Origin of the sequence: Cryomorpha ignava (assembly GCF_010686655.1) — a bacterium.
Taxonomy (GTDB): domain Bacteria; phylum Bacteroidota; class Bacteroidia; order Flavobacteriales_D; family Cryomorphaceae; genus Cryomorpha; species Cryomorpha ignava.
Genome location: NZ_JAAGVY010000013.1, coordinates 55,397 through 75,503 on the forward strand (window position 1 = coordinate 55,397; position 20,107 = coordinate 75,503).

Here is a 20,107-nt window from a genome sequence, read left to right on the forward strand (position 1 = left end):
GCTCTGCAAAGATAATAAAACGAGACGCTATTCGCAGTGCTCTTAAATTATACCCTATCTACCTACTAGCCAGGCAGCAGGAATAAGTTTCGGTAATTCGTAATGGTGTGTTGCACTTCTACTTTGTTCAGCTTCTGAAGTTCTATCGGCACTTTTTGCAGAAGCTAAAGAAATACAGCAGGCCACAATAAAAAAGGCAAGTATAAAGCCGAAAGTGAAAAAAACTTTTTTGGGATTCATGGTTAGTCAGGTTTTAATGGTTTGGTTTAAAGGATGCTCCTGCTTTTTACAGGAGCATCCCTGTATGTTTGGTTTGTTTAATGTTCAGTGTTAATAATTTTCATTCATTGTTCCTCGCGATAAATCGACGCGACTACGCAATACTCTATACGCAACATCTCGACTTCGCTCGATGACCCTGCGCAATACTCAATACGCAATACTCAATACGCAATACTCAATACGCAATACAAAAAATCTAATCATCATCATCCTTCTCAAGCATTTCCGGCGGACAAGAAGTACACAGTAGTCCATTTCTGGTCATTAGCCATGTTTGGTTTATCATATCACCATCCCATGTATCAGTAACATTGGGTACATCATCCAGAATAAATTTCGATTTTTGATTAAAATGAATGGATTTACCCACAGGTATTTGCAAAATGTATTTTATCTCCTGTCCCCTAATTTTCGCAGTCTTTAATACCGCGTGATAGGGATGTACGAGCAGGCTGTCGCCAATTATTTCTACATAACTTTCAATGCCCATGGCGTTTGCCACAGCATCGGTTTGTGATGACCCATGTGCTTCGCGCTCAATCATTAATCTAAATAAAGTGTCAGCATTATTCATTTCTACCGTAAAATCGTTTCTACCGATATACAGTACATCAGTCGATTTAATATCCGGAAATGTTACATTGGAATCGTAAGAAAATCTATTTCGATAAAATCCTTTTTTAAATTTGTACATGGTACTGTATTCCGGAAGCAGGTCTAAATACAGGGTATCAGATACAGGCAATTCCAGCGGTACGTTTTCCGTAAATGAGGTTTCTACCTGAAACTTGTCGTATATTTCGGTAGCGCTCACTGCTACCATAGTTATGCCGGCAAACCAAAGTATTACCAATACAATTCCCGTCCAGATCGGAATTTTTTTAAAATCGAAAAGCAATCGGATTCCGAGCAGCAGCATACCGATAGCGGGGGTAATGGTGGTGAGGAAAACACCAGCTGAAAACAAGGTTCTTTGATTTACCGTGTCAAAAAAAGAGTTTACAATTACAGGTACATTGGCATTATTAAACATACCGTTTTGGCTTATTGCCAATATGCTCTCCCAGCCGAATAAGAGACCCAGGCTTAAGAAAATCCCGGTTATTCCAATTACTATAAAAGCAGCTCCTATTACTTTGGCCAGAATTACCAGCAATACTCTAAGTATGTTGCCTATATTTCCCAAAATTCCACTTGTAGCGTCAGCAGCCCTTCGTCCAGCGGTGTTTACAGTATCTTTATTGATATTGTTCTTTTTTCCGAAATCTTTAATGTCTTCGCTTACATCCCTAAAAGATTCATTCACCTTTCGGGAAATGTTTTCGACTGTTACAGGCTCTCCGCGCATTTGAAGTTTTTCGGCGGTAGTTCTAGCTTTTGGAATAATAATGGCAAGAACTACGTAAATAAGAATTCCCGAGCCGTAAAAAATGGTGAAAATCACAAAGATGGCGCGCAAAATTATCGGATCTATCCCAAAATAGGCACTTATTCCGCTACATACACCCGCCACTACTTTATTGTCCGGGTCTCTAAAAACTTGTTTTTGCGCCCGGGTTCTATATGTGTATCCGGTTTCCTCCGCTTCTTCTTCTGCATCTACGTAGTCTTCGGGTTGACCCATTATGGCAATTATTTCATCTACGTCACTTACAGTTATTACCTGCTTTTGATTTGAAATACGCTCGATAAAAAGCTCCGCAATGCGAAGTTCTATATCCGAAATAATTTCATCGGCACTTTCTTGATTTTTGAAATATCCGCGTATGGTATTCAGATATTTATTCAGCTTGTCAAAGGCGATTTCTTCAATGTTGAATACGCGCCCTCCTATATTTACACTTATTGTTTTATTCATGGCTAGTCCTTTAGTGTGCGGTTTACGGCTATTAATAATTCGTCCCAGGTTTCTCGTAATTCGTTTAGTACCTGTTCTCCGGTTTGTGTTAAACTATAGTATTTTCTCGGTGGGCCGGCTTTAGATTCTTCCCAGCGGTAGTCAAGTATTCCGGCGTTTTTGAGCCGTGTTAGTAGAGGGTATAATGTGCCCTCCACCACAATTAATTTCGATTCTTTAAGCGCTGCGATGATATCTGAAGGATACATTTCTTCTTTTCTGATTAATTGAAGAATGCAAAACTCCAGAATACCTTTCCGCATTTGCGCTTTTGTGTTTTCAATTTTCATGATTTTAGTCCATGTTTCAATGTGTTGTTTATAAATTGATCCTATTTCTCTTTCATTTTAAAGCGCAATAGGGTAGGCTTGTGATCTTGGCCTTCATTGGTAATCAATAAATCGCCGTTAGCTAAAAAAGTAATTCCTTCGGCTTTGTTAAATAGTTTTTGATCAAGTAGCTCAACGTATTCCGGCTTACCGTTTTGGTCAAATACAAAGAGTAAATGATCTTTAGCAGATATGAGATAGAGCTTTCGCGAAAGTGGATGTATAGCAATGGCCGACATGTTGAACTTAATTGAGCCTGCTTTCTTTTCGCCGTTTTTTTTGATTTTATATGGCATTTTAATACCACTTGCCTCGGCGAAAGCCTTCATTTCGGCTACATCAAATTCAAAAACAGGTTTGGTGCTTAGGGTGGCCGTTTTTAAGTCAAATCCATAAATGGCGCGCAGGTCTCTATTTTCTGGCGCAATATCAAGTTTGCTTTTACAGCCAATTAAAAGCCGGTTATTTGCAGCGTCGTAGCATAATCCTTCATTGTCTTTGGCGGGAACTTTCGTATCGTAGGTTTCTATTTTAAAATTCTCTGATTCATATTTTTCCAGTTTGGTTAACTGTCCATCGCTTCTTAAAATATAAAGGTCATCGCCAACTTCAGTTATAGCTTCATAGTCGCCTTCTTTTTCAAAATTAATCTGGCGAACGATTTTTTTGGTTTCCATATTGTAAAAAAACACAGTTCCCACTTCGTCCTGTACGCAGGCAAAGCTATTTTGATCAATCATGGTTAGCCCCGATATTTCGTGCAAAATTTCCGGCAGGACTATTTTTTCGTTTGGTTTCGAGAAATTATAGCTGCTTTCTTGTGCACATGACTGAATCACAATAAGTAATAGAAAAAATGATAGCGCTGTAATTCGGTTCATAATCATTAATGTAATTGCTGTTTAGATATTATTACGGGACAAATATATAATTCCATATGGTACTATGCAAAACAAAGTACCATTATTTTACCCAGTACTTTATAAGCGGTATTTTCGAAAGTTTAAACGGCGAATAGAAGTGATATTGAAACCTTTTAAAAAGCCCTCGTGTATAAGAAATAGTATTTCAGAAAAATAAGGAATGAAAAAAACGATCAGCTTAATCTCCGGTTTAGCCTTTATTTTGGTTATCACTTCATGTTCAAATGCTCACAAAGGGTGTGCGGCTTACGCCAAGCACGAGACTATTGACAAAACCCCGGTTCAAGCCCAGGGTCAGCATATCACTCCTGCGTACAAAGATTTGCAGTAGTATTTTTGAGAGAATGTTACTTTGAAGTTATTCAGTGAAATACTGATATCTCCTTGTGCAACAATATTTTATATTTTATTTCTTTACACAGATGTAAAGCAAAAAGCCCGAAACGAGCGTTTCGGGCTTTTAATTTCATAGCGACACCTTAAGAGCAACATTTCTTCACGACAAAATGTGCAATTAAGGGCTTAATGGTTGTTAGGTGATTGTTGTGTTTACCAATTGTAAGGTCGTCAATATAGTTTAAGCTTAATCTCAAGTTTCTATCTACGTTTAGATAGTTTGAGTAAGGGTTTTGGTTATCGAAAACCAGGTATGTGCGTGATGCTTATTGGTTTTGGTCGTATACCTGCTTTTTCGCTAAAATGAATCCTAACATTTCATTTTTCATTAAACGTATAAAGAGCGTGTTGCTACCTTCTGGGTCAAAGATACGGCAAGATGCTTGTTTTGAGTGCGTTAAAACACCTGAATATATACCGTTTTTTAACGGGAGGTAGGGGGGTGAAAACACCCTTTTTGATTTTTAGCCGTGTTTTTCTGCTCTCTATTTTGTTCTTTTGTGAAATTGATAGAATAGACTGGCGATACATCCATTCCTAACTTATTCGCCAAGCTTAACCAATTTTGCTCACTATTTAAACAACCACTTCTAATGAATAGACCATTTATTATTACCTTCATCAGCGGGGCAGTACTTATTTTGATTTTTGCCTTATACAAAACCGTTATGGCCGACGATAATTCTCTACGCTCTGATTTCCTGACACCACCCCCGCCTTCAGTCTTTGCCCAGCCTATTAGCGATACTGTAGCTTATAAACTTTTTAGCGATTATCATCAGTCTAATAATGAAAAAGACAGCAAAGGCGTGTTAAGAACTGGTGATAAAGCAATAGTTCAATTTTATGTAGATCAGGAACAGTTAATTGAGCCTCTAAAAGCAAAAGCCCTGGCTCTTGGAAAGGAATTCTTGGGATTGAGTGCTATTCCCGCCTATAATCTTGCGGACAGTTCGCATACGCTTATTTGGGTAGCAGTGGTAGATGCTGATTCAACCGCCGGCGTAAAGCGCGAATTAATGCTTCCAAAATCGGGCGAGCGGTGGAGTGATTATATTTACGATTATACGCTGGCATGTCCCGAAATGTGCGTTGAAAATTCCAATTGGCTCTGGAATACAAATTGGGTAGAATAAGATTCTATAATTGGTATAATGAAGTTTTTCCTTATCTTAAATTACATTCTTCTTTCTATTGCTGTATTGGGAGGATTATTCGGGTTAAGTCAGCATAAATATATCCGAAAGTCATTTATCTGGCTGGCTGTATTTCTCCTTTTCTCAGGGCTTGCGCAATTTTTGGCAATCTATCTGGGCACTAAGTACGGAAACAATAAGATTTATTTAAGTCTTTTGACACCATTCTATTACATACTTATATATCTCATATTTTCTAATTTTTCCAAAAATAGGCTGACCATAAAAGCCAATAATCTTGTCTTTATTATTGGGTCACTGCCTATATTAATTTATACGGTTATTTCAATTAATAAGGTTGAAGTAGCCATTGAGGCAATATCAATAGCAAATGTGGTTTATTCTATTGCTGCCATGATCTACTTTTTAGATATTCTAAATACACCCTTAAAGTTTAGCCCATTCAAGCTTCCTAAATTTTATGCACTTACGGCCTTTCTTTTTTATCATTCTGCCATATTTTTCTTTTGGACTTCGCAAAAGTTTTTTCAGACAGAAATGAATAAGGTTTCACTTAATATGGTAAATGTCTTTATGGTTTTGATATACTACTGCGTTTTGTTCGGAGCTTTGATTGTTGAGCGTAAATACAATCCTGAACAAACGGATTCTCATAAAATTATTAAGACCAAATAGGTCTCGTAAGCACATATTTATAAACAGAATTGCCAAAATTATTTTTACATGCTATCTTACATCCGTTTTATGCTATCCTTATAATTAATGTATTGCCGCTAAGGCTGACTGAAAAATGAATATCAACGAAGGCGACGTACTCTTTTTTACGCTCATGGGAACGATTTTATTTGTTCTGATGGTTGGCTTTTTCTTTGCTTTTGTTTTGATGTACCGACGGCGCCAGCTCGAATTTGAGAATGAGCGACTGGTTATGGAGCAAGAATTTTCGGAAGAGCTTTTGCGCACGCAGCTAGAGCTAAGTGAGCAGGTAATGCGCAATATATCAGAAGAAATTCACGACAATATTGGCCAAACCCTTACTGTGGCTAAGCTCAATCTCAATGCCATGAGCGACACTGACTACAAAGAACACGCGAAGAATGCAAAAGATTTAATTACCAGATCGCTGCAAGACTTGAGAAATTTAAGCAAGACACTAAACGGCGATTATATTCTTCGCGAGGGTTTGCAGAATGCTATAGCCCGCGAAGTAGATGTTATAAACGCTTCGGGAGAATTGAATTGTTCTTTTGATGGCGAGATTCCTGCCAATTGGCTTACGCCGAATTCTGAAATCATTCTATTCAGATGTGTACAGGAAGCTTTGAGCAACGCCCTAAAACATGCTCAGGCGGGTCGTATAAAAGTTGTTGCCGTTATGATGCAAGATCTTTTAACCTTAGAAATTCAAGATGACGGTGTGGGGTTTGAAGAAACCGAAGAAACCACAAAAGGAGTTGGGATGGGCAGTATGACAAAGCGAATAGGAATGTTGGGTGGCGAGTTTGCGATAGAAAGTGGAAAAGGTAGCGGAACGAAAGTTCTCATCAAGCTTCCGAGATTTAAAGCAAACGTCTGAATACTAAGATACAAATCCACGCACCCAGTATAAAAACCGACTGCTTTCTTCGCGTGATACGAATTCTACTTTTTGCCTGATATTTCTTCTATGATTTTTTACCGTATTGGGCGAAATACAAAGTTGGCTTGCAATTTCTTCTGAAGTCTTCATTAAAGCAAGCTGCTTTAAAACTTCTTTCTCTCGCTGACTTAAGCGCATATATGACGCTATAAAATTTCTGTTGCATAGCACATTACGCGACTCGTAGATTGAATCAGTAGGTTCTATCTCCAGTTTTGAGATACCTATATAGAAACTATATTTTTTCTGTGAGGCCGCGCGATTTGAAGTGAGCTCAATGACATCGAGATCTTCGTATCTTTCCATTTCTGCACGCGGTTCTGTATTTATAAAGTATTCTGGCTTGTTTGTACCCTTGCAAAAAATGTGTTTGATGCCCGAAGTAGAGGTGTGAAAATGTTTGTAACCGAAATCGGTATTGGCATAAGAAACCGGAAAGACTTCTGAGATAATTTGGATGGATTCTTTTATTTCGTTATTCATGACGCGGTGGTTTTTGATTATGTTGGTAAAGGTATAGGGTCGTAATAGTTCTTGACACCTGAAAATCACTGAATATTATATCGTGTAATGGCCTAAACAGGGGGGTGAAATCACCCAAATTTTAATCTCATATAATTTTTAATCACTGATAGTCAGATATTTAAATTGATTTAGAGAAATGCAGGATTTTGAAAGTTGTAATTCTTAATCATATTTCTGATATATTTGGGTATTGATTTCATAACCAAAACCTTATACTATGAAAAAGTCTTTGCTTTTATTTATTGGCCTTCTTGTTGGTGGTGGTGCAACTTATTTTTATTTTCAGAATAGACTTTCCAATTCAGAAAGCTTATTGGTTAAATGTGAAAATGAAAATAGAATACTTAGAGCTGTTTCGGAGGAGTTACAAGACGATTTCAAAATTAGTTTAAAGAATTTGGCTCCTCCAGATTCTTTTGTAATCACTCCTCAACCCCTGCCTGCTGCAATTGCTCATAAGTATCACCAAAATTACATAAACGGAACTCCGGTTTTAAAAACGAGGGTGCATGATGCTAATGGGAATATTGGAGATCAGAATATTCGGATGTTCACAATTGAAGCAAAGTCAATCAGAAATATTCAAGATGCAGCAGGACAAGACTTTGCCGGAATCGCTTTAATTCCCGGATTGATAACCGAAGATATTAAAGGTGTTCAGAAGGGGCATACACTTATTATGGTTGGTTATAAATTGGATGACAAAGGTGGTAAGTATCTCATCCTACCCAATGATGATCAGGATACTACTTTTATAGAAGACCATCTCGACGTATGTCCTGACATATGTGTTACAAATGAAAAAAGATTAACCAGCGCTAACAAACCCTGGTCCAATATAAAATAAAAAAGTATACCTAAATTTCCTAACCAACCAAAAAACCATGAAAACTTCATTATTTCATAAGTCCGCTTTTTTTGTAATCGGCCTTTTTGTAGGTATTGTATTAACCAAATTGGTATTTTGCAACCCTGTTTTCTTTTCAGGTGGTACAACAAATGCAACGGATAGACATGTTGAGCAAATCGAGCTGGAAGAGGCAGTTCGTATGATTAAGACATACCACCAAATGGCGTTTTTTAAAAAGCTAAAAGTTAGAACGCGCGATAATGGTACTCAAAACATTCAAACCTTTCTCATTCAAGATACCATTTTTGATAACCTTAAAGAATTAGCCGAATCTCGGCGAGAGGAGTTCAAAGGAATTGCATTAAATCTCGGCGTAAACGACAATGGAAGTACTTTGGTTGTGAGTGCGCTCGTGCAAGGAAGTACTGACACAAAATACAAGCATCTTATTCCGGACTCCGAAGTCCCGCCGGCTCAACGAAATTTGTTCTTTTATGACCATCTTGACGTATGCCCAAGCATGTGTGTTGAAAACCAAACGGAAATTTTTCACTAATTAATTGAATATGAAATGAACGAAATATTAATGGTGCGCATCTTTATTTACACCATAAGTCTTGGAGCGAGCATAATCTGTCTGGTTAATTTTCGAAAATTGAATAAATCTTTTAGATGGCTTGGAATTTTTTTACTAGCAGCGAGTTTGTCACAGATAACTGCTTATGCCTTAATGGTTACCAGAGGATCAAATGTTGATTTTTATAACGTCGTCATTCTGGTAAATATAATTTTGATCTTCAATATTTTTGTGAATATAAATGGGAACAGGCGTACAAAAATATGGCTAACAGGAATTTTTGCCTTTGGATTTCTTTCAACTTTGAGTTTCGTGTGGAGCGGAATAGCAAATCAAACTTTTTCGGTGCAGGGATTGGCATTAATGTCCATAACCGTTGCATTGGGCGCCTTAATCATACTTTTTGGAATGATGCGAAATCCCTTAAATTCTTCTCCACTAAAAATGGGTTGGTTATGGTTGCTAATGGGTTTTTTATTTTATTACACAAGTACGTTTTCGTATTGGACAGCCACTGAATTCACAAGCCAGGTTAACGCAAAAAAATCTTTGCAGAACGTGAATATTGTACTTATCATAATCTTCTACCTAATTCTCTTAACCGCCATAATAATCCAGCTCAAATTTGGCGATGCAAACAATAATCCAAAACCGAGAAGAAGCATAAAATCTTCCAGCTTTCTTCAATAATTAAATGATCTTGCCAATGAATCTTTAATATCTGAAAAGATTCTGTATTTTTCCAACCCCTTAAATAACCAAAACAGTGAATAATAAAGATATAAAGATTGCAATCGCTGACGACCATAAGCTGGTGCGCAATGGAATTGCTAACTTATTGCTGTCGCGTGATTTTGACGTGATTTACCAATGCGAAAACGGTAAAGAAATGTACGAATACGCATTGAAAAATGATGTGGACGTGGTAATAATGGACATGAATATGCCCGTAATGAATGGCTGGGAAGCGACGGCAGCCTTGCAAAAAGACAAACCTTCTGTAAAAGTAATTGGTCTAAGCATGCTCGATGACGACCTTTCGGTGGTTAAAATAATAAGAGCAGGCGCCCGCGGATATCTCCTCAAAGATGCTGAACCTGCCGAACTCGTTCGTGCCATTCACGATGTGTATAAAAATGGTTTTTACCACTCCGATTTTGTTTCGGGGTACCTCTACAAGTCTTTTTCGGGGCAAGATGGTGAAGGTCATGTGCTGGAATTGCTGTCAGACCGTGAAATGGAATTCTTGAAATTGTGCTGTACCGAATATACGTACAAAGAAATTGCCAATAAGATGAGTGTCAGCCCCAGAACGGTTGATGGATACAGAGATGCACTATTTACAAAGCTCGAATCGCGCTCGCGCGTTGGTCTGGTTATGTCGGCTATAAAGCATCATATCGTAGAGCTATAAACCCTCTGATCTTTATTTCAGCAGCCCCAAATGTATTAGTGCATCGCCTTGATTTACTACAGGCATATTGTTATGGCCAATAATAAAACCGGCTCTTCCCGCTGTGATTTTGACTTTAAATTCACTAAATGGATCAGTAATCATACCTATTGTATCATTTTTCCCAACTGACATACCGCTTTTCATTGTGCCGGTATAAATGCCAGATCGCTTGGCGCGCACCCAGGTTGATTGCCCTAAAACCACTGGCTGATGCTCTGCGGGTGGAGCATGATCTATCATCTTTAGGTGATGCAATACGCGAAGTGCGCCACCAATTCCCTCCTGTACCACCTCTTCATCGAGCCGCAAACTCTCGCCACCTTCAAAAACAAGCATGGGTTTACCCATTTTATGCGCTTGCTTCCGCAAACTTTTATCTATCAGGTTGCTTTTTAAAATAACCGGAGGGGCAAAAGCTTCCGCCAATTGTCCTGCTTTCTTATCCGCATCGGCATAGCGCACCTGAGGAAAGTTAAATCGGGAGGCTCCGCCAGTATGAAAATCAATCCCGTAGTCTATTTGTGTAAGAATGTTTTTATTCAAAAAATGAGCAACCCGCGATGCCAGTGAGCCTCCGGAATGACCCGGAAAACTGCGGTTAATGTCTTTTCCGTCAGGTACTTCCCTGCTAAAGTTTAAGAAGCCGTAAATATTCATTACTGGAATAGCTATAACAGAGCCTCTGTTCAAAAAGTCGAATTTTGACTCGTCGAGCATCCTTCTTATAATCTCAATTCCATTGATCTCATCGCCGTGAAGGCCGCCGCTAAGCAGTACGGTAGGACCTTTTTTCTTGCTTCTGAAAACATATATAGGTAGGTCAATAAGCGTTCCGGATGGCAATTTTGCGATGTTGGCCTTTACTTTTCCCGATTCTCCGGAACTAAAAGTTTTGCCGTTAATTTTAATTTCTGAATTTGCGATAGCGAATAATTTAAAGAAGAAGCTGCAAATATAAGCCAAACTATTCATTGGCTATTTTCAAAAATAATACCTTTGGCTTCCCAAAATGGAAAAAGCACCAAAAGACGACATATCGGAGAAACTTATCATAGGCAATAAAGAGAAAATCGACTTTCCCGATATGAAGCGTTTTGGTATTGTGGCACGAATAGATAGCGGTGCACGCTCATCATCTGCGCATTGCGATAAGATATGGATTGAAAAAATGGCGGGAAAGCGAATTTTATGCTGTCATTTTCTGAAAAGGTCGCATAAAGTGGTACGTTTTGAAAAATTCAAAAAAAGAAAAATAAAAAGCTCCAATGGTACCTTCCAAAGCAGGTATGTGGTGCAATTAAAAATTAAGCTCGGAAACATTGTAAAGCTTACAGATGTTACACTTACAGATAGATCTACGATGAACTACACCGTTCTTCTGGGAAGAAAGTTTCTCACAAATGATTTTCTGATTGACGTTTCGCGCAGCTATCTCCAAAGAAAAAAAGGATTATGAAAATTGTTATTCTTTCCAGAAATGGAAAATTATATTCTACCCGTCGTTTAAAAGAAGCGGCAGAAAAAAGAGGGCATAAGTGCTTGGTAATAGATCATTTGAAGTGTTCTATTATTGGCGAGCACAACAACCCCAGAATTATCTATAATGGCGAGGAACTAACTGATGTTGATGCAGTAATTCCAAGAATTGGCGCATCAGTCACGTTTTATGGAACTGCTGTAGTGCGACAATTTGAAATGCAAAAAGTCTTTTCTGTAAACTCGTCTATTTCCATAGTGCGCTCGCGCGATAAGCTGCGCAGCCTTCAGATTTTTTCGCGACACGATATTGGCATTCCTAAAACGGTTTTCACCAAAAATCCCAAGTCCATCGAGCCTTTGATTAAAGAGCTGGGCGGAGCGCCAATTGTTATTAAACTTCTGGAAGGAACTCAAGGAATTGGGGTTGTTTTGGCTGAAACCAAAAAGGCTGCAAAATCAGTCGTTGAAGCTTTTCATGGCTTAAATGCCAATATGCTTATTCAGGAATTTATTGAAGAGGCCGGTGGAGCAGATATTAGAGCCTTTGTGGTAAACGGTAAAGTGGTAGGAGCGATGAAGCGCCAGGGAGCTGAAGGCGAATTTAGGTCAAACCTTCACCGAGGTGGAAGTGCCAGCATGGTGCGGCTAACGAAATCACAGCGCGCTCTAGCGCTCGCAGCCGCGAAAGCTATGGGGCTGGAAATGGCCGGGGTCGATATGCTCGAATCAGCCAGAGGTCCACTGGTGCTAGAAGTTAATTCATCGCCAGGACTTGAAGGCATAGAAAAAGCAACGGGGAAAGACATAGCCGGTGAAGTGATAAAATACATTGAAAGCAGAGCAACAAAAGGATTGAAGTCTGATAGGGTGGGGGCATAGCTTTGCTCGATGACCCTACAGGCTCGCGATGAGCAAAGCCTCGCGATAAATCGCGAGGGTACCACCTGCGATTTATCGCGGGGCTATTTCTTAGCTGATGGTGGCTTAGACGGACGCACTTCTATTTTGGAAGGAAGCGTTCTCGGATTCATCTTCAAAAGATCGATCACCATTTCGCCCAAATCTTCGGGTTGAATTTTCCATTCATCATCGGCATTCGGCGTATGACCGGCAAAATGACTCGTAACAGAGCCCGGCATAATCGTAGTTACTTTCACATCGCTTCCTCGCAAATCGAGCATTACAGCTTGTGTAAACCCAACAGCACCAAATTTACTGGCGTTGTAACCGGAACCGTTTTCAAAGAAATTGGTTCCCGCCAAACTCGCTATCGAAATAAAGTAACCTTTAGTTGCCTTGAGCATTTTTACCGTCGATTTTATCGTGGTAAACAATCCGGTAAGGTTGGTGTCAATCATTTCCTTCCACTGCTTCTCGGTGAGTTCTTCTATATTTGCAAAGTGGCCTAGGCCGGCATTGGCAATTACCACATCAAGTTTTCCAAATTCTGATTCTGCAGCTTTGGCTACACGTTCCATTTCAGCCATTTCGCGTACATCGGCTTTCAGGCCAATAGCTTTTCCGCCAGATTTGCTCAGTTTTTCTGCAGCTTTAGTGGCTTCCTCGGCATGGCGGCTTGTAATAACCACGTTGCAACCGGCTTTTACCAGAGATTCTGCTATTCCATATCCAATGCCCTTACTACCGCCGGTAATAAGTACGTTTTTTCCTTGTAATTTCATGTTTTAAATTTTTTAAAAATGAGTTTCAATGAGACTTTTACCGGTGGGTTTGGAATCACCGCGAGGTGCAGATGCGCGGGCTTAAATTAAACGGGTGCTTCTACATCAGCAATAAACCACGAACTGCCCTCATTGTTTACCAGCCAGGCAACAGGCCACCATATTCCCTCTTTGGCAAGGATGGTAAAATCGTCGCTACGCGATGATTTTTGATCGAAATGAAGACCCAGATCTTCGATGATCTCCATAGCCTGTCTTACCTCTGTAGCGTTTTTTAATCCTACCGCAAGAAGGTATTCATCTTCTTGAATATCGGGAGCATTAAATGCTGCCCGAATTGTTCTTAAACCACCCGGCACCAAATCTTCTATTTTGAAAATTGGAATAATAAGGTTGTATGGACGGAAGGTGATCACCGGTTTATTTTTTGCGAAAGTTAATAATTATTGGATTGTGTGCAATAGTTTTAAGCCTCAGGCTTTAAGCCTCAAGCCTCAAGCGGTTCTCCGATTTGAGATATTTTTTAGAAATTACAATTAAACTATCTCTAGCGTTATATACCTTATGTTGAAGTCTGGAGTTTAATCCAAGGATGATACTTTCTCAAAACTCGCGACCCTTTTCTCGCCATTATTCTCCCTCGCGACTAGAGACTAGCGACTCGCGACTCTCTTGCAGCTTAAAGCTAACTTTTATACCAGCAATCGCCGCCTCAAGTGGTTTGTAAATCGTTTTATGATCCAGATGCTCCGATCTTCCTTTTTTGAAAGTCAGCATTCCACGGTCTATTCCTTCACGAAGTTTGTACTGTTCATCTTCCGGAAGGTGAATTACGGCGCGGCAGTCAGGACTGCAACAACCTTCATTTTTTTCTTTGCACTTCTCGCATTGAATGAAAAGCAAGTGGCAGCCGGAGTTCACACAATTGGTATGTGTATCGCAAGCCGCTCCGCATTGGTGGCACTTTGCAACAACCTCGTCTGAAATCTGCTCGGCCATTCGCTCATCAAAAACAAAATTCTTTCCGATAAAGCGGTTTTCAAGCTTTTCGTTTTCTACCTGCCTCGCGTATTCAATAATTCCACCTTCGAGTTGAAAGACATTTTTAAACCCCTGATGCTTCAGCCATGCAGATGCCTTTTCGCAACGAATGCCACCGGTGCAGTACATCACCAGATTTTTGTCTTCCAATCCTTTTATATTATCCAAAATATAGGGAAGGGAATCTCTAAAGGTGTCCACATCGGGGGTAATTGCATTTTTGAAATAACCCACTTCGTGTTCGTAGTGGTTGCGCATGTCAATTAAAATGGTGTCGTCTTTCGAAGTAATCTCGTTAAATTTTTTTGCACCTAAGTGCGTACCGCGATTGCGCACGTCAAAAGTCTCATCTTCCAGCCCATCGGCCAGAATTTTTGGACGCACTTTTACAATCAGCTTATAAAAACTTTTTCCATCGTCGTCAATGGCAATGTTCAAGCGTATTCCATTTAAGAAGCTAATGCTGTAAACATGATCGCGGAATGCGTCGAGATTTTCTAGGGGAACAGATATTTGTGCGTTGATTCCCTCGTGAGCTACGTAGGTGCGTCCATAAACGCCCAATTCGCTCCAGTGGATAAACAGATAATCGCGGAAAAGTTGAGGATTTCCCAATTTGGCATATTGGTAAAAGGAGATGGTTACGCGCTCGTCACTACCTTCTTCCATGCGCTTTTTTAAAATGCGCCAATCCTCTTCATTATGGAGTTTTTTCATCTTTCAATGGCAAGTTAAATTATGATTTATCCTGAAGAATAAGGGCGCAAAGATAAGAAAAATCGTTTTTGATAAAAAGGTCTTTTATCTTTGCGTGAAAACCGTTCCATCGATGCGTTTGCAAAAGCGTGTAGGAAAGTCCGGACAATACAGAGCACCACGCTTCCTAACGGGAAGATGTTTCGATTTATCGGAGCAATAGAAAGTGCCACAGAGACAATACCGCCCCTCGGCTTCGCTGGGGGTTCGTTTATCGATCATTCGGGATTTATATCGGCTTTTTCGGCTGCTTCCCGAGCGGAGTCGAATCGGTCCCCGAGCGGAGTCGAGGGGTAAGGGTGAAAAGAGTGGGGTAAGAGCCCACAGCCATGTTTGGCAACAGGCATGGGAGGAAAACCTCGTGGATTGCAAGACCATGTAAACCCGGGCTTGAGGGCTGCTCGCCCGATCCGGGAGGGTAGGTTGCTAGAGTTTATCGGCGACGGTAAACCCAGATAAATGATGGAAGCGCAGATGGTAAAACATCGGCGTACAGAATCCGGCTTATAGGTTTTTAAGGGTCGCTGCAAGGCGACCTTTTTTGCTTTAGGCTGATTAATATCATAAGGAGGATCTCTAGGTTTTTGAACTAAAATGAAAGTCGTGTTATGATCGAAGCAGGCCGCTGGGTTGATACCCAATGTCATTAAGTTAAAGAAAACTCGCTGGCACGCGTCACGCTCCGCTGCCATCTGAAATGCTGCGGTAAAAACGAACCATATTCATTTAGACTCGGTTTTGACATCATTTTTGCGAAAAGGCAAAAATGTCGCCAAAACCTAAATTCCTGACATTCAATAACCCTGCGCTGCACCCTGGGCTATTGAATGTCAGCCTTTCAGGCCTTAACGGCATCGCCGTTTATTATAAGACTTTGAGTTTACGCCACTTTAAGAGCTAGGCCATTTTAGCGCTTTTAAACTATAAAAACCTCAACTTAATGACATTGGGTGGATACCCTTAGTAGCGGGGCAATGACACGAATCCTACATTCAAATTCTAATATTCACTGTACCGTGATGTAAACTCCCTTCAGGGGCGGGGCGAGGTGTTAACTTAATGACATTGGGTTGATACCCTGTGGAGCGTCGCGCTTGTTATCGCAATACGCTCCGTCGACCAGCGGGAGTGCGTAGTGGGTATCCACCCCGCGGAAATACAGCTGAAGAACTAGGTGGTCTTTACTCAAATAAAACTATAATGATCGATGAATTCTCTAGGTTCTTGAACTAAAATGAAAGTCGTAATTTGAACGGAACAGGGCGCAGGATGGATATCCTGCGGAGCGAAAGAGCAAAACTAAGCACAGTACCGCCTTAAAAAATGCAGCAATTTGCATATTTTGTAAAGCTTCTAAAACTCTATCCATACATTTACGTTACATAAGACCATGTTGTCAAGAATTGCCATTTCCGTTCTATTTATTGCGGGCTTTGCAAAAGCGAATGCCCAAACAGATATTGCCAAACTCATCACCCTCGATGAGTTTGTTGTAAGCGCCGGGCTTGAAGATTTTGACGCCGCCGATTTTATAAGGCAAATTCAGGAAGACACCACTTTTTATCAGGCTTTTTTAAACCTCAAATATTTTCCGCACGATATGAAAAGTGCTATGGTTGTTTATGAGAAAGATGAATCTGAAAGGGGAACGCTGCAGCGAAAAGCCAGGCAGTTTTTGAGCACCGACGAAATAATGTGGGTTGACATAACCTACGAAAAAACAAACGGAAAGCTTAAAAAGCGAAATGGCACCTGGAAATACCTCACGGCCGAAATGTACGACGAGGTGTTTTTTCCCACCGAAAAGCAACGTGTCGGTAACCAAATTGTAGAAAAAGAGCAGGAGCTTAGTGGATCGGGATTGGATAAGCATAAAGCTCAACTCAAAAAAATGCTTTTTAATCCCGGTCAGGAAATTCAAAATGTACCTTTTATAGGCGATAAAATGGCGATTTTTGATGAGACAATGACGCCTTTCTACAATTACAGCATTTACGCCTATTCCTGGCAAGATTCCATTCCATGCATTGCATTTTCGTGTTACGTAAAAGAGGGCGATGAGGACGAAGTGGTTATCCGCGATATGACTTCCTATTTTCACCGCGATACACACGAAGTTATTGCCCGCGAATACCGGCTGGCTCACAATACAATTCTCTTTGATTTTGATATTACCATGAAGGTCGAAAACAAACTGCAAGAAGGCCGTCTGCTTCCATCAAAAATTGAATACAGCGGTCAATGGGATATTCCCTTCAAAAAACCAGAAATAATCAGTTTTCAAATTGAATGCGCGAACTATGTGCTTCAGGCGGGAAAATACGCTGAATAGATTTTAAACCGTTATTTTCCTTCAATTTCCTTCAATTGGCTTTATTGAGATTAAACTATCCGAAATAGTTTAAGATTTCATTCTAAAAAAATATAGAATACCTATCTTTCGGCTTTCAAAAAAGAAACCATCCATGGCCGAAAAGGAAGTTTACTATAAAGATTATCTCCAACTCAATAAAATACTGAATGCCCAAGACCTTGAAAGCGACATTGCGGGGGTAGACGCCCACGACGAAATGCTGTTCATCATTACACATCAGGCGTATGAGTTATGGTTTAAGCAGGTGCTCTATGAATTAAACTCAATTATTGATATTCTATCGTCGCCAACAGTTAATGACAATAGCCCCGCATTACAGGTTGTTGTTCATCGGGGCCATCGGATCAATACCATTTTGCGCTTGCTGGTAGATCAAATCAATGTTATGGAAACCATGTCATCGCTTGATTTTCTTGATTTCAGGGATTTATTGCGCCCTGCCAGTGGTTTTCAAAGTATACAATGGAAAGAGCTCGAAGCGCGTCTTGGTCTGCAGTATCAAGATCGTCATGGAAAGCAGTATTACGTTTCGCAGTTGCACAAAGAAGATGTAGACAAGGTTAAAAATACCGAGTCGTCCCCATCACTTATTACCCTGCTGAATGTTTGGCTTGAGCGCATGCCTTACTTTGAAGATTCAGAACTTTGGGGTGAGAAAATAGAAGCGGATAATATCGAAACACATCCATTTTGGAGTCAGTACCGAGCTGCCTACAAAGACAGTTTGATTGAAATTGAACACGCCAACCTCGATCTTTTTGACAAGGTACTTTATGGAAAAGAGGAAGAAGATTCACGTCGCCTTTCGGCAAAAGCTTCGCGCGCTGCACTTTTTATTATGCTTTACCGCGGCTATCCACTTTTGCATTTGCCCTACCAATTGTTAATATCTCTGCTCGAAACTGATGAGCTAATGTCTACCTGGCGAACCCGGCATATGAATATGGTTACAAGAATGATCGGTACCCGAGTGGGAACCGGTAATTCGAGTGGAAGAGGATATTTGAAAGCGGCAATGGACAAGCACTATATTTTTACCGAGCTGGCTCAGCTTAACGGTTTACTCGTTGCGCGCCAAAGCCTGCCAAAACTTCCTAACGCACTTGGGCAATCTCTTGGTTTTGCGGGGTAGCCTTTGCTTTTAGGGTAAATTTTTTCCCCGGCTGTGCATTTACAGCATAGACGATAATTGCCATGTCTCCTGTCTTCTCGGCAATTCCATCCCAGCTGCTATGCTCCATATTTGAACCATTGTTAGGTTCAACTATAAAATATACGTCTTTAGAATCGTCTGTAAGGTCGATATTTACTTTATCGCCTTTGCGCACATTTAATGAAAATGAAAGTGAGATTTCAGAATTAAAAGCGGCAGTTATTCTTTCCTGATTATCTAAAAATCTACTGTGGTAGCTCTGTTTAAGTTCCTTTCGCTGATAGTCGGCTGCAGTTTTTAAAGCTGCATTTACGGCATTAAAATCAATAGGTACTTCATCAATACCGCGGCTTTTCCAGTCGCCAGCCGCTTTTTCTGCGGCAGCATAGGCTTTACCATTAGCGTATGCAGCCATCCACTGCGAACTGTCATTTTGTGTGGAGTGGTTTGAAAATACAATACGTCCTTCTTCGCAGAATAAATTTTGATTGAATTTGGGATCGTTTAAAAGTCTGACCAGAAAAAGTTTTTTCTCCGGATCAAAATGCATTTCAATTTCCTTATCGGAATTGGAATAAGTGGAGTAGAGCTTGTAATCTTCTTTCTTTTTCAGATCTAAATTTGTCCAGTTTTCTGCGTCGGCAATCCACAAATCTTTGGGCATAACCGAAGCTGGCTCTGCCTCAATTGTGCTTTCGAATTCGGAACTGTCTCTAGTGTTACATCCTGTAAGGAGCAATACGAAAATGCCGTAAAAAAGGAAATCTGTAAATGATATTTTGAAAAATTTGGTCAAGGTGAGACACGTTAAACGATGTACCAAGGTAGTGCTAAAAAGCTGAAAATGAAATAAGCTGGGCGCTTTTTTAATAGAAACACTATAATAAGTGATCAAGAAACCATTTTCTTGCTCCAGCTATTCTCAAAGAAAACCAGTGGGTCGGGGCAATTTTCCAGATAATATTTCTTGTCTTTTTTGTGGCATACGCCGGGGTAGTCGCCTTTGTATTCGCCTATATCTTTTATGAGTTGAAAGTGGAGGTGAGGCGGCCAGTCGCGGTTTTCGTCGGGTATACCCAAGGTGCCTATTTTTTGACCGCGGTTTATAAGCTGTCCTTCCATTAGTCCGGGAAGCGAGACCTTGCTTAGGTGACCGTAAAGCGCATGAATTTTCTCGTTTCCGATATGGTGTTCCAGAATAATCGTCGGGCCATAATCGCCTGGATTGTCGTTGTTTTTAAAGCTGTGAATTCTACCCGGCATTGGCGCAACAATATCGGTTCCGGCGGGCATCCAGAAATCAATACCCAAGTGCACTGATCTAAAATCTTCGCTGTCGGCAAAGTGGCTGCTGCGTTGGTATAAATCTCGTTTTTCGGCATATCCACCATAAGCGCATTTCGCATTGGCAGCTTCTATTTTTCCAAAAACATAAGCGTGAAGGCCTGCTACGTCGTCGGTAGTTCCATTGAGTAAATCTGGATTTTTTTTGGAAAGGTCTATCGTGATAAAATCTTCAGGCGATAATTCTCCACCAAGAGGCAGGCTGAATTTTGGTGTAAACTGCTCACCAAAAATGGTGTATGTCATG

At 40.3% G+C, this 20,107-nt stretch carries 23 protein-coding genes and 1 other RNA gene; 13 read left to right on the plus strand and 11 right to left on the minus strand.

The genetic code is table 11. The annotated features are described in order from the left end of the window. Positions 1–54 precede the first annotated feature (54 nt). The 4 genes from G3O08_RS09015 to G3O08_RS09030 form a co-directional block, all read right to left on the minus strand. Positions 55–240, minus strand: coding sequence for a hypothetical protein (locus tag G3O08_RS09015; protein ID WP_163285035.1), 186 nt, complete (start codon positions 238–240; stop codon positions 55–57). Positions 241–478: 238 nt separating this feature from the next. Then, positions 479–2,140, minus strand: a complete 1,662-nt coding sequence (locus G3O08_RS09020) for a PspC domain-containing protein (protein ID WP_163285036.1) — start codon at positions 2,138–2,140, stop codon at positions 479–481. A gap of 2 nt (positions 2,141–2,142) precedes the next feature. After that, positions 2,143–2,469, minus strand: coding sequence for a PadR family transcriptional regulator (locus G3O08_RS09025; protein ID WP_163285037.1), 327 nt, complete (start codon positions 2,467–2,469; stop codon positions 2,143–2,145). Between the two features lie 41 nt (positions 2,470–2,510). Then, on the minus strand, positions 2,511–3,389 hold the full coding sequence (locus tag G3O08_RS09030) for an SdiA-regulated domain-containing protein (protein ID WP_163285038.1): 879 nt from the start codon (positions 3,387–3,389) through the stop codon (positions 2,511–2,513). A gap of 202 nt (positions 3,390–3,591) precedes the next feature. Here G3O08_RS09030 and G3O08_RS09035 point away from each other — a divergent pair, with 202 nt between their 5' ends. From G3O08_RS09035 to G3O08_RS09050, 4 genes are all read left to right on the plus strand, one after another. Then, on the plus strand, positions 3,592–3,762 hold the full coding sequence (locus G3O08_RS09035) for a hypothetical protein (RefSeq protein ID WP_163285039.1): 171 nt from the start codon (positions 3,592–3,594) through the stop codon (positions 3,760–3,762). Between the two features lie 658 nt (positions 3,763–4,420). Further along, a complete protein-coding gene (locus G3O08_RS09040) occupies positions 4,421–4,963 on the plus strand; it encodes a hypothetical protein (protein ID WP_163285040.1) in 543 nt (180 codons plus the stop codon). Between the two features lie 18 nt (positions 4,964–4,981). After that, a complete protein-coding gene (locus G3O08_RS09045; protein WP_163285041.1) occupies positions 4,982–5,659 on the plus strand; it encodes a hypothetical protein in 678 nt (225 codons plus the stop codon). A 115-nt stretch (positions 5,660–5,774) separates the two neighbouring features. Beyond that, positions 5,775–6,560, plus strand: coding sequence for a sensor histidine kinase (locus tag G3O08_RS09050; protein WP_163285042.1), 786 nt, complete (start codon positions 5,775–5,777; stop codon positions 6,558–6,560). 3 nt (positions 6,561–6,563) lie between these two features. On the opposite strand, the gene G3O08_RS09055 is transcribed toward G3O08_RS09050, so the two are convergent. Next, on the minus strand, positions 6,564–7,106 hold the full coding sequence (locus tag G3O08_RS09055) for a helix-turn-helix domain-containing protein (protein WP_163285043.1): 543 nt from the start codon (positions 7,104–7,106) through the stop codon (positions 6,564–6,566). A gap of 259 nt (positions 7,107–7,365) precedes the next feature. Between G3O08_RS09055 and G3O08_RS09060 the strand changes: the two genes are divergently transcribed. The 4 genes from G3O08_RS09060 (at position 7,366) to G3O08_RS21705 (ending at position 9,989) form a co-directional block, all read left to right on the plus strand. Then, positions 7,366–7,995 (plus strand): hypothetical protein, encoded by a 630-nt coding sequence (locus G3O08_RS09060; protein WP_163285044.1) that lies wholly within the window; start codon positions 7,366–7,368, stop codon positions 7,993–7,995. A gap of 37 nt (positions 7,996–8,032) precedes the next feature. Continuing rightward, positions 8,033–8,554 (plus strand): hypothetical protein, encoded by a 522-nt coding sequence (locus G3O08_RS09065; RefSeq protein ID WP_163285045.1) that lies wholly within the window; start codon positions 8,033–8,035, stop codon positions 8,552–8,554. A gap of 15 nt (positions 8,555–8,569) precedes the next feature. Next, positions 8,570–9,265 (plus strand): hypothetical protein, encoded by a 696-nt coding sequence (locus G3O08_RS09070; RefSeq protein WP_163285046.1) that lies wholly within the window; start codon positions 8,570–8,572, stop codon positions 9,263–9,265. A 76-nt stretch (positions 9,266–9,341) separates the two neighbouring features. Beyond that, entirely contained in the window at positions 9,342–9,989 is a 648-nt protein-coding gene (locus tag G3O08_RS21705; protein WP_163285047.1) for a response regulator transcription factor, read from the plus strand. Positions 9,990–10,001: 12 nt separating this feature from the next. Here the strand turns inward: G3O08_RS21705 and G3O08_RS09080 are convergent, their stop codons facing one another. After that, complete coding sequence (locus tag G3O08_RS09080; RefSeq protein ID WP_163285048.1) at positions 10,002–11,003, minus strand: succinylglutamate desuccinylase/aspartoacylase family protein; 1,002 nt, start codon at positions 11,001–11,003, stop codon at positions 10,002–10,004. 37 nt (positions 11,004–11,040) lie between these two features. On the opposite strand from G3O08_RS09080, the gene G3O08_RS09085 reads away from it, so the two are divergent. Both G3O08_RS09085 and rimK read left to right on the plus strand, forming a co-directional pair. Beyond that, entirely contained in the window at positions 11,041–11,487 is a 447-nt protein-coding gene (locus G3O08_RS09085; RefSeq protein WP_163285049.1) for an ATP-dependent zinc protease family protein, read from the plus strand. Continuing rightward, positions 11,484–12,389: a 30S ribosomal protein S6--L-glutamate ligase gene (gene rimK / locus G3O08_RS09090; RefSeq protein ID WP_163285050.1), complete on the plus strand. Its 906-nt coding sequence runs from the start codon at positions 11,484–11,486 to the stop codon at positions 12,387–12,389. The genes G3O08_RS09085 and rimK overlap by 4 nt, the downstream gene beginning before the upstream one ends. A gap of 83 nt (positions 12,390–12,472) precedes the next feature. Here rimK and G3O08_RS09095 read toward each other — a convergent pair whose 3' ends face one another. From G3O08_RS09095 to trhO, 3 genes are all read right to left on the minus strand, one after another. Beyond that, a complete protein-coding gene (locus G3O08_RS09095) occupies positions 12,473–13,192 on the minus strand; it encodes an SDR family oxidoreductase (RefSeq protein WP_163285051.1) in 720 nt (239 codons plus the stop codon). A gap of 86 nt (positions 13,193–13,278) precedes the next feature. After that, positions 13,279–13,608, minus strand: coding sequence for a hypothetical protein (locus G3O08_RS09100; RefSeq protein ID WP_163285052.1), 330 nt, complete (start codon positions 13,606–13,608; stop codon positions 13,279–13,281). 214 nt (positions 13,609–13,822) lie between these two features. Then, positions 13,823–14,950, minus strand: coding sequence for an oxygen-dependent tRNA uridine(34) hydroxylase TrhO (trhO, locus tag G3O08_RS09105; protein WP_163285053.1), 1,128 nt, complete (start codon positions 14,948–14,950; stop codon positions 13,823–13,825). Positions 14,951–15,043: 93 nt separating this feature from the next. Between trhO and rnpB the strand changes: the two genes are divergently transcribed. The 3 genes from rnpB to G3O08_RS09120 all read left to right on the plus strand — a co-directional run bounded on the left by rnpB (position 15,044) and on the right by G3O08_RS09120 (position 18,495). Further along, an RNA gene (gene rnpB / locus G3O08_RS09110) (RNase P RNA component class A) lies at positions 15,044–15,512 on the plus strand. An 867-nt stretch (positions 15,513–16,379) separates the two neighbouring features. Continuing rightward, positions 16,380–17,321 carry a hypothetical protein gene (locus tag G3O08_RS09115; protein ID WP_163285054.1) on the plus strand — a complete coding sequence of 314 codons (942 nt, stop codon included), beginning with the start codon at positions 16,380–16,382 and terminating at the stop codon, positions 17,319–17,321. Between the two features lie 133 nt (positions 17,322–17,454). Further along, on the plus strand, positions 17,455–18,495 hold the full coding sequence (locus G3O08_RS09120) for a tryptophan 2,3-dioxygenase family protein (protein ID WP_163285055.1): 1,041 nt from the start codon (positions 17,455–17,457) through the stop codon (positions 18,493–18,495). Here G3O08_RS09120 and G3O08_RS09125 read toward each other — a convergent pair. Together G3O08_RS09125 and G3O08_RS09130 are read right to left on the minus strand one after the other, a co-directional pair. Further along, entirely contained in the window at positions 18,458–19,312 is an 855-nt protein-coding gene (locus G3O08_RS09125) for a hypothetical protein (RefSeq protein ID WP_163285056.1), read from the minus strand. The two genes, G3O08_RS09120 and G3O08_RS09125, sit on opposite strands and share 38 nt — an antisense overlap. 95 nt (positions 19,313–19,407) lie before the next feature. Further along, positions 19,408–20,106 (minus strand): peptidoglycan DD-metalloendopeptidase family protein, encoded by a 699-nt coding sequence (locus G3O08_RS09130; protein WP_163285057.1) that lies wholly within the window; start codon positions 20,104–20,106, stop codon positions 19,408–19,410. Position 20,107 lies beyond the last annotated feature (1 nt).

Excerpts from the sequence above, each read along its gene's own strand:
- G3O08_RS09015 (WP_163285035.1), bottom strand. The coding sequence starts at position 240 with ATGAATCCCAAAAAAGTTTTTTTCACTTTCGGCTTTATACTTGCCTTT.
- G3O08_RS09020 (WP_163285036.1), bottom strand. The coding sequence starts at position 2,140 with ATGAATAAAACAATAAGTGTAAATATAGGAGGGCGCGTATTCAACATT.
- G3O08_RS09025 (WP_163285037.1), bottom strand. The coding sequence starts at position 2,469 with ATGAAAATTGAAAACACAAAAGCGCAAATGCGGAAAGGTATTCTGGAG.
- G3O08_RS09030 (WP_163285038.1), bottom strand. The coding sequence starts at position 3,389 with ATGAACCGAATTACAGCGCTATCATTTTTTCTATTACTTATTGTGATT.
- G3O08_RS09035 (WP_163285039.1), top strand. The coding sequence starts at position 3,592 with ATGAAAAAAACGATCAGCTTAATCTCCGGTTTAGCCTTTATTTTGGTT.
- G3O08_RS09040 (WP_163285040.1), top strand. The coding sequence starts at position 4,421 with ATGAATAGACCATTTATTATTACCTTCATCAGCGGGGCAGTACTTATT.
- G3O08_RS09045 (WP_163285041.1), top strand. The coding sequence starts at position 4,982 with ATGAAGTTTTTCCTTATCTTAAATTACATTCTTCTTTCTATTGCTGTA.
- G3O08_RS09050 (WP_163285042.1), top strand. The coding sequence starts at position 5,775 with ATGAATATCAACGAAGGCGACGTACTCTTTTTTACGCTCATGGGAACG.
- G3O08_RS09055 (WP_163285043.1), bottom strand. The coding sequence starts at position 7,106 with ATGAATAACGAAATAAAAGAATCCATCCAAATTATCTCAGAAGTCTTT.
- G3O08_RS09060 (WP_163285044.1), top strand. The coding sequence starts at position 7,366 with ATGAAAAAGTCTTTGCTTTTATTTATTGGCCTTCTTGTTGGTGGTGGT.
- G3O08_RS09065 (WP_163285045.1), top strand. The coding sequence starts at position 8,033 with ATGAAAACTTCATTATTTCATAAGTCCGCTTTTTTTGTAATCGGCCTT.
- G3O08_RS09070 (WP_163285046.1), top strand. The coding sequence starts at position 8,570 with ATGAACGAAATATTAATGGTGCGCATCTTTATTTACACCATAAGTCTT.
- G3O08_RS09080 (WP_163285048.1), bottom strand. The coding sequence starts at position 11,003 with ATGAATAGTTTGGCTTATATTTGCAGCTTCTTCTTTAAATTATTCGCT.
- G3O08_RS09085 (WP_163285049.1), top strand. The coding sequence starts at position 11,041 with ATGGAAAAAGCACCAAAAGACGACATATCGGAGAAACTTATCATAGGC.
- rimK (WP_163285050.1), top strand. The coding sequence starts at position 11,484 with ATGAAAATTGTTATTCTTTCCAGAAATGGAAAATTATATTCTACCCGT.
- G3O08_RS09095 (WP_163285051.1), bottom strand. The coding sequence starts at position 13,192 with ATGAAATTACAAGGAAAAAACGTACTTATTACCGGCGGTAGTAAGGGC.
- trhO (WP_163285053.1), bottom strand. The coding sequence starts at position 14,950 with ATGAAAAAACTCCATAATGAAGAGGATTGGCGCATTTTAAAAAAGCGC.
- G3O08_RS09115 (WP_163285054.1), top strand. The coding sequence starts at position 16,380 with ATGTTGTCAAGAATTGCCATTTCCGTTCTATTTATTGCGGGCTTTGCA.
- G3O08_RS09120 (WP_163285055.1), top strand. The coding sequence starts at position 17,455 with ATGGCCGAAAAGGAAGTTTACTATAAAGATTATCTCCAACTCAATAAA.
- G3O08_RS09130 (WP_163285057.1), bottom strand. The coding sequence starts at position 20,106 with ATGACATACACCATTTTTGGTGAGCAGTTTACACCAAAATTCAGCCTG.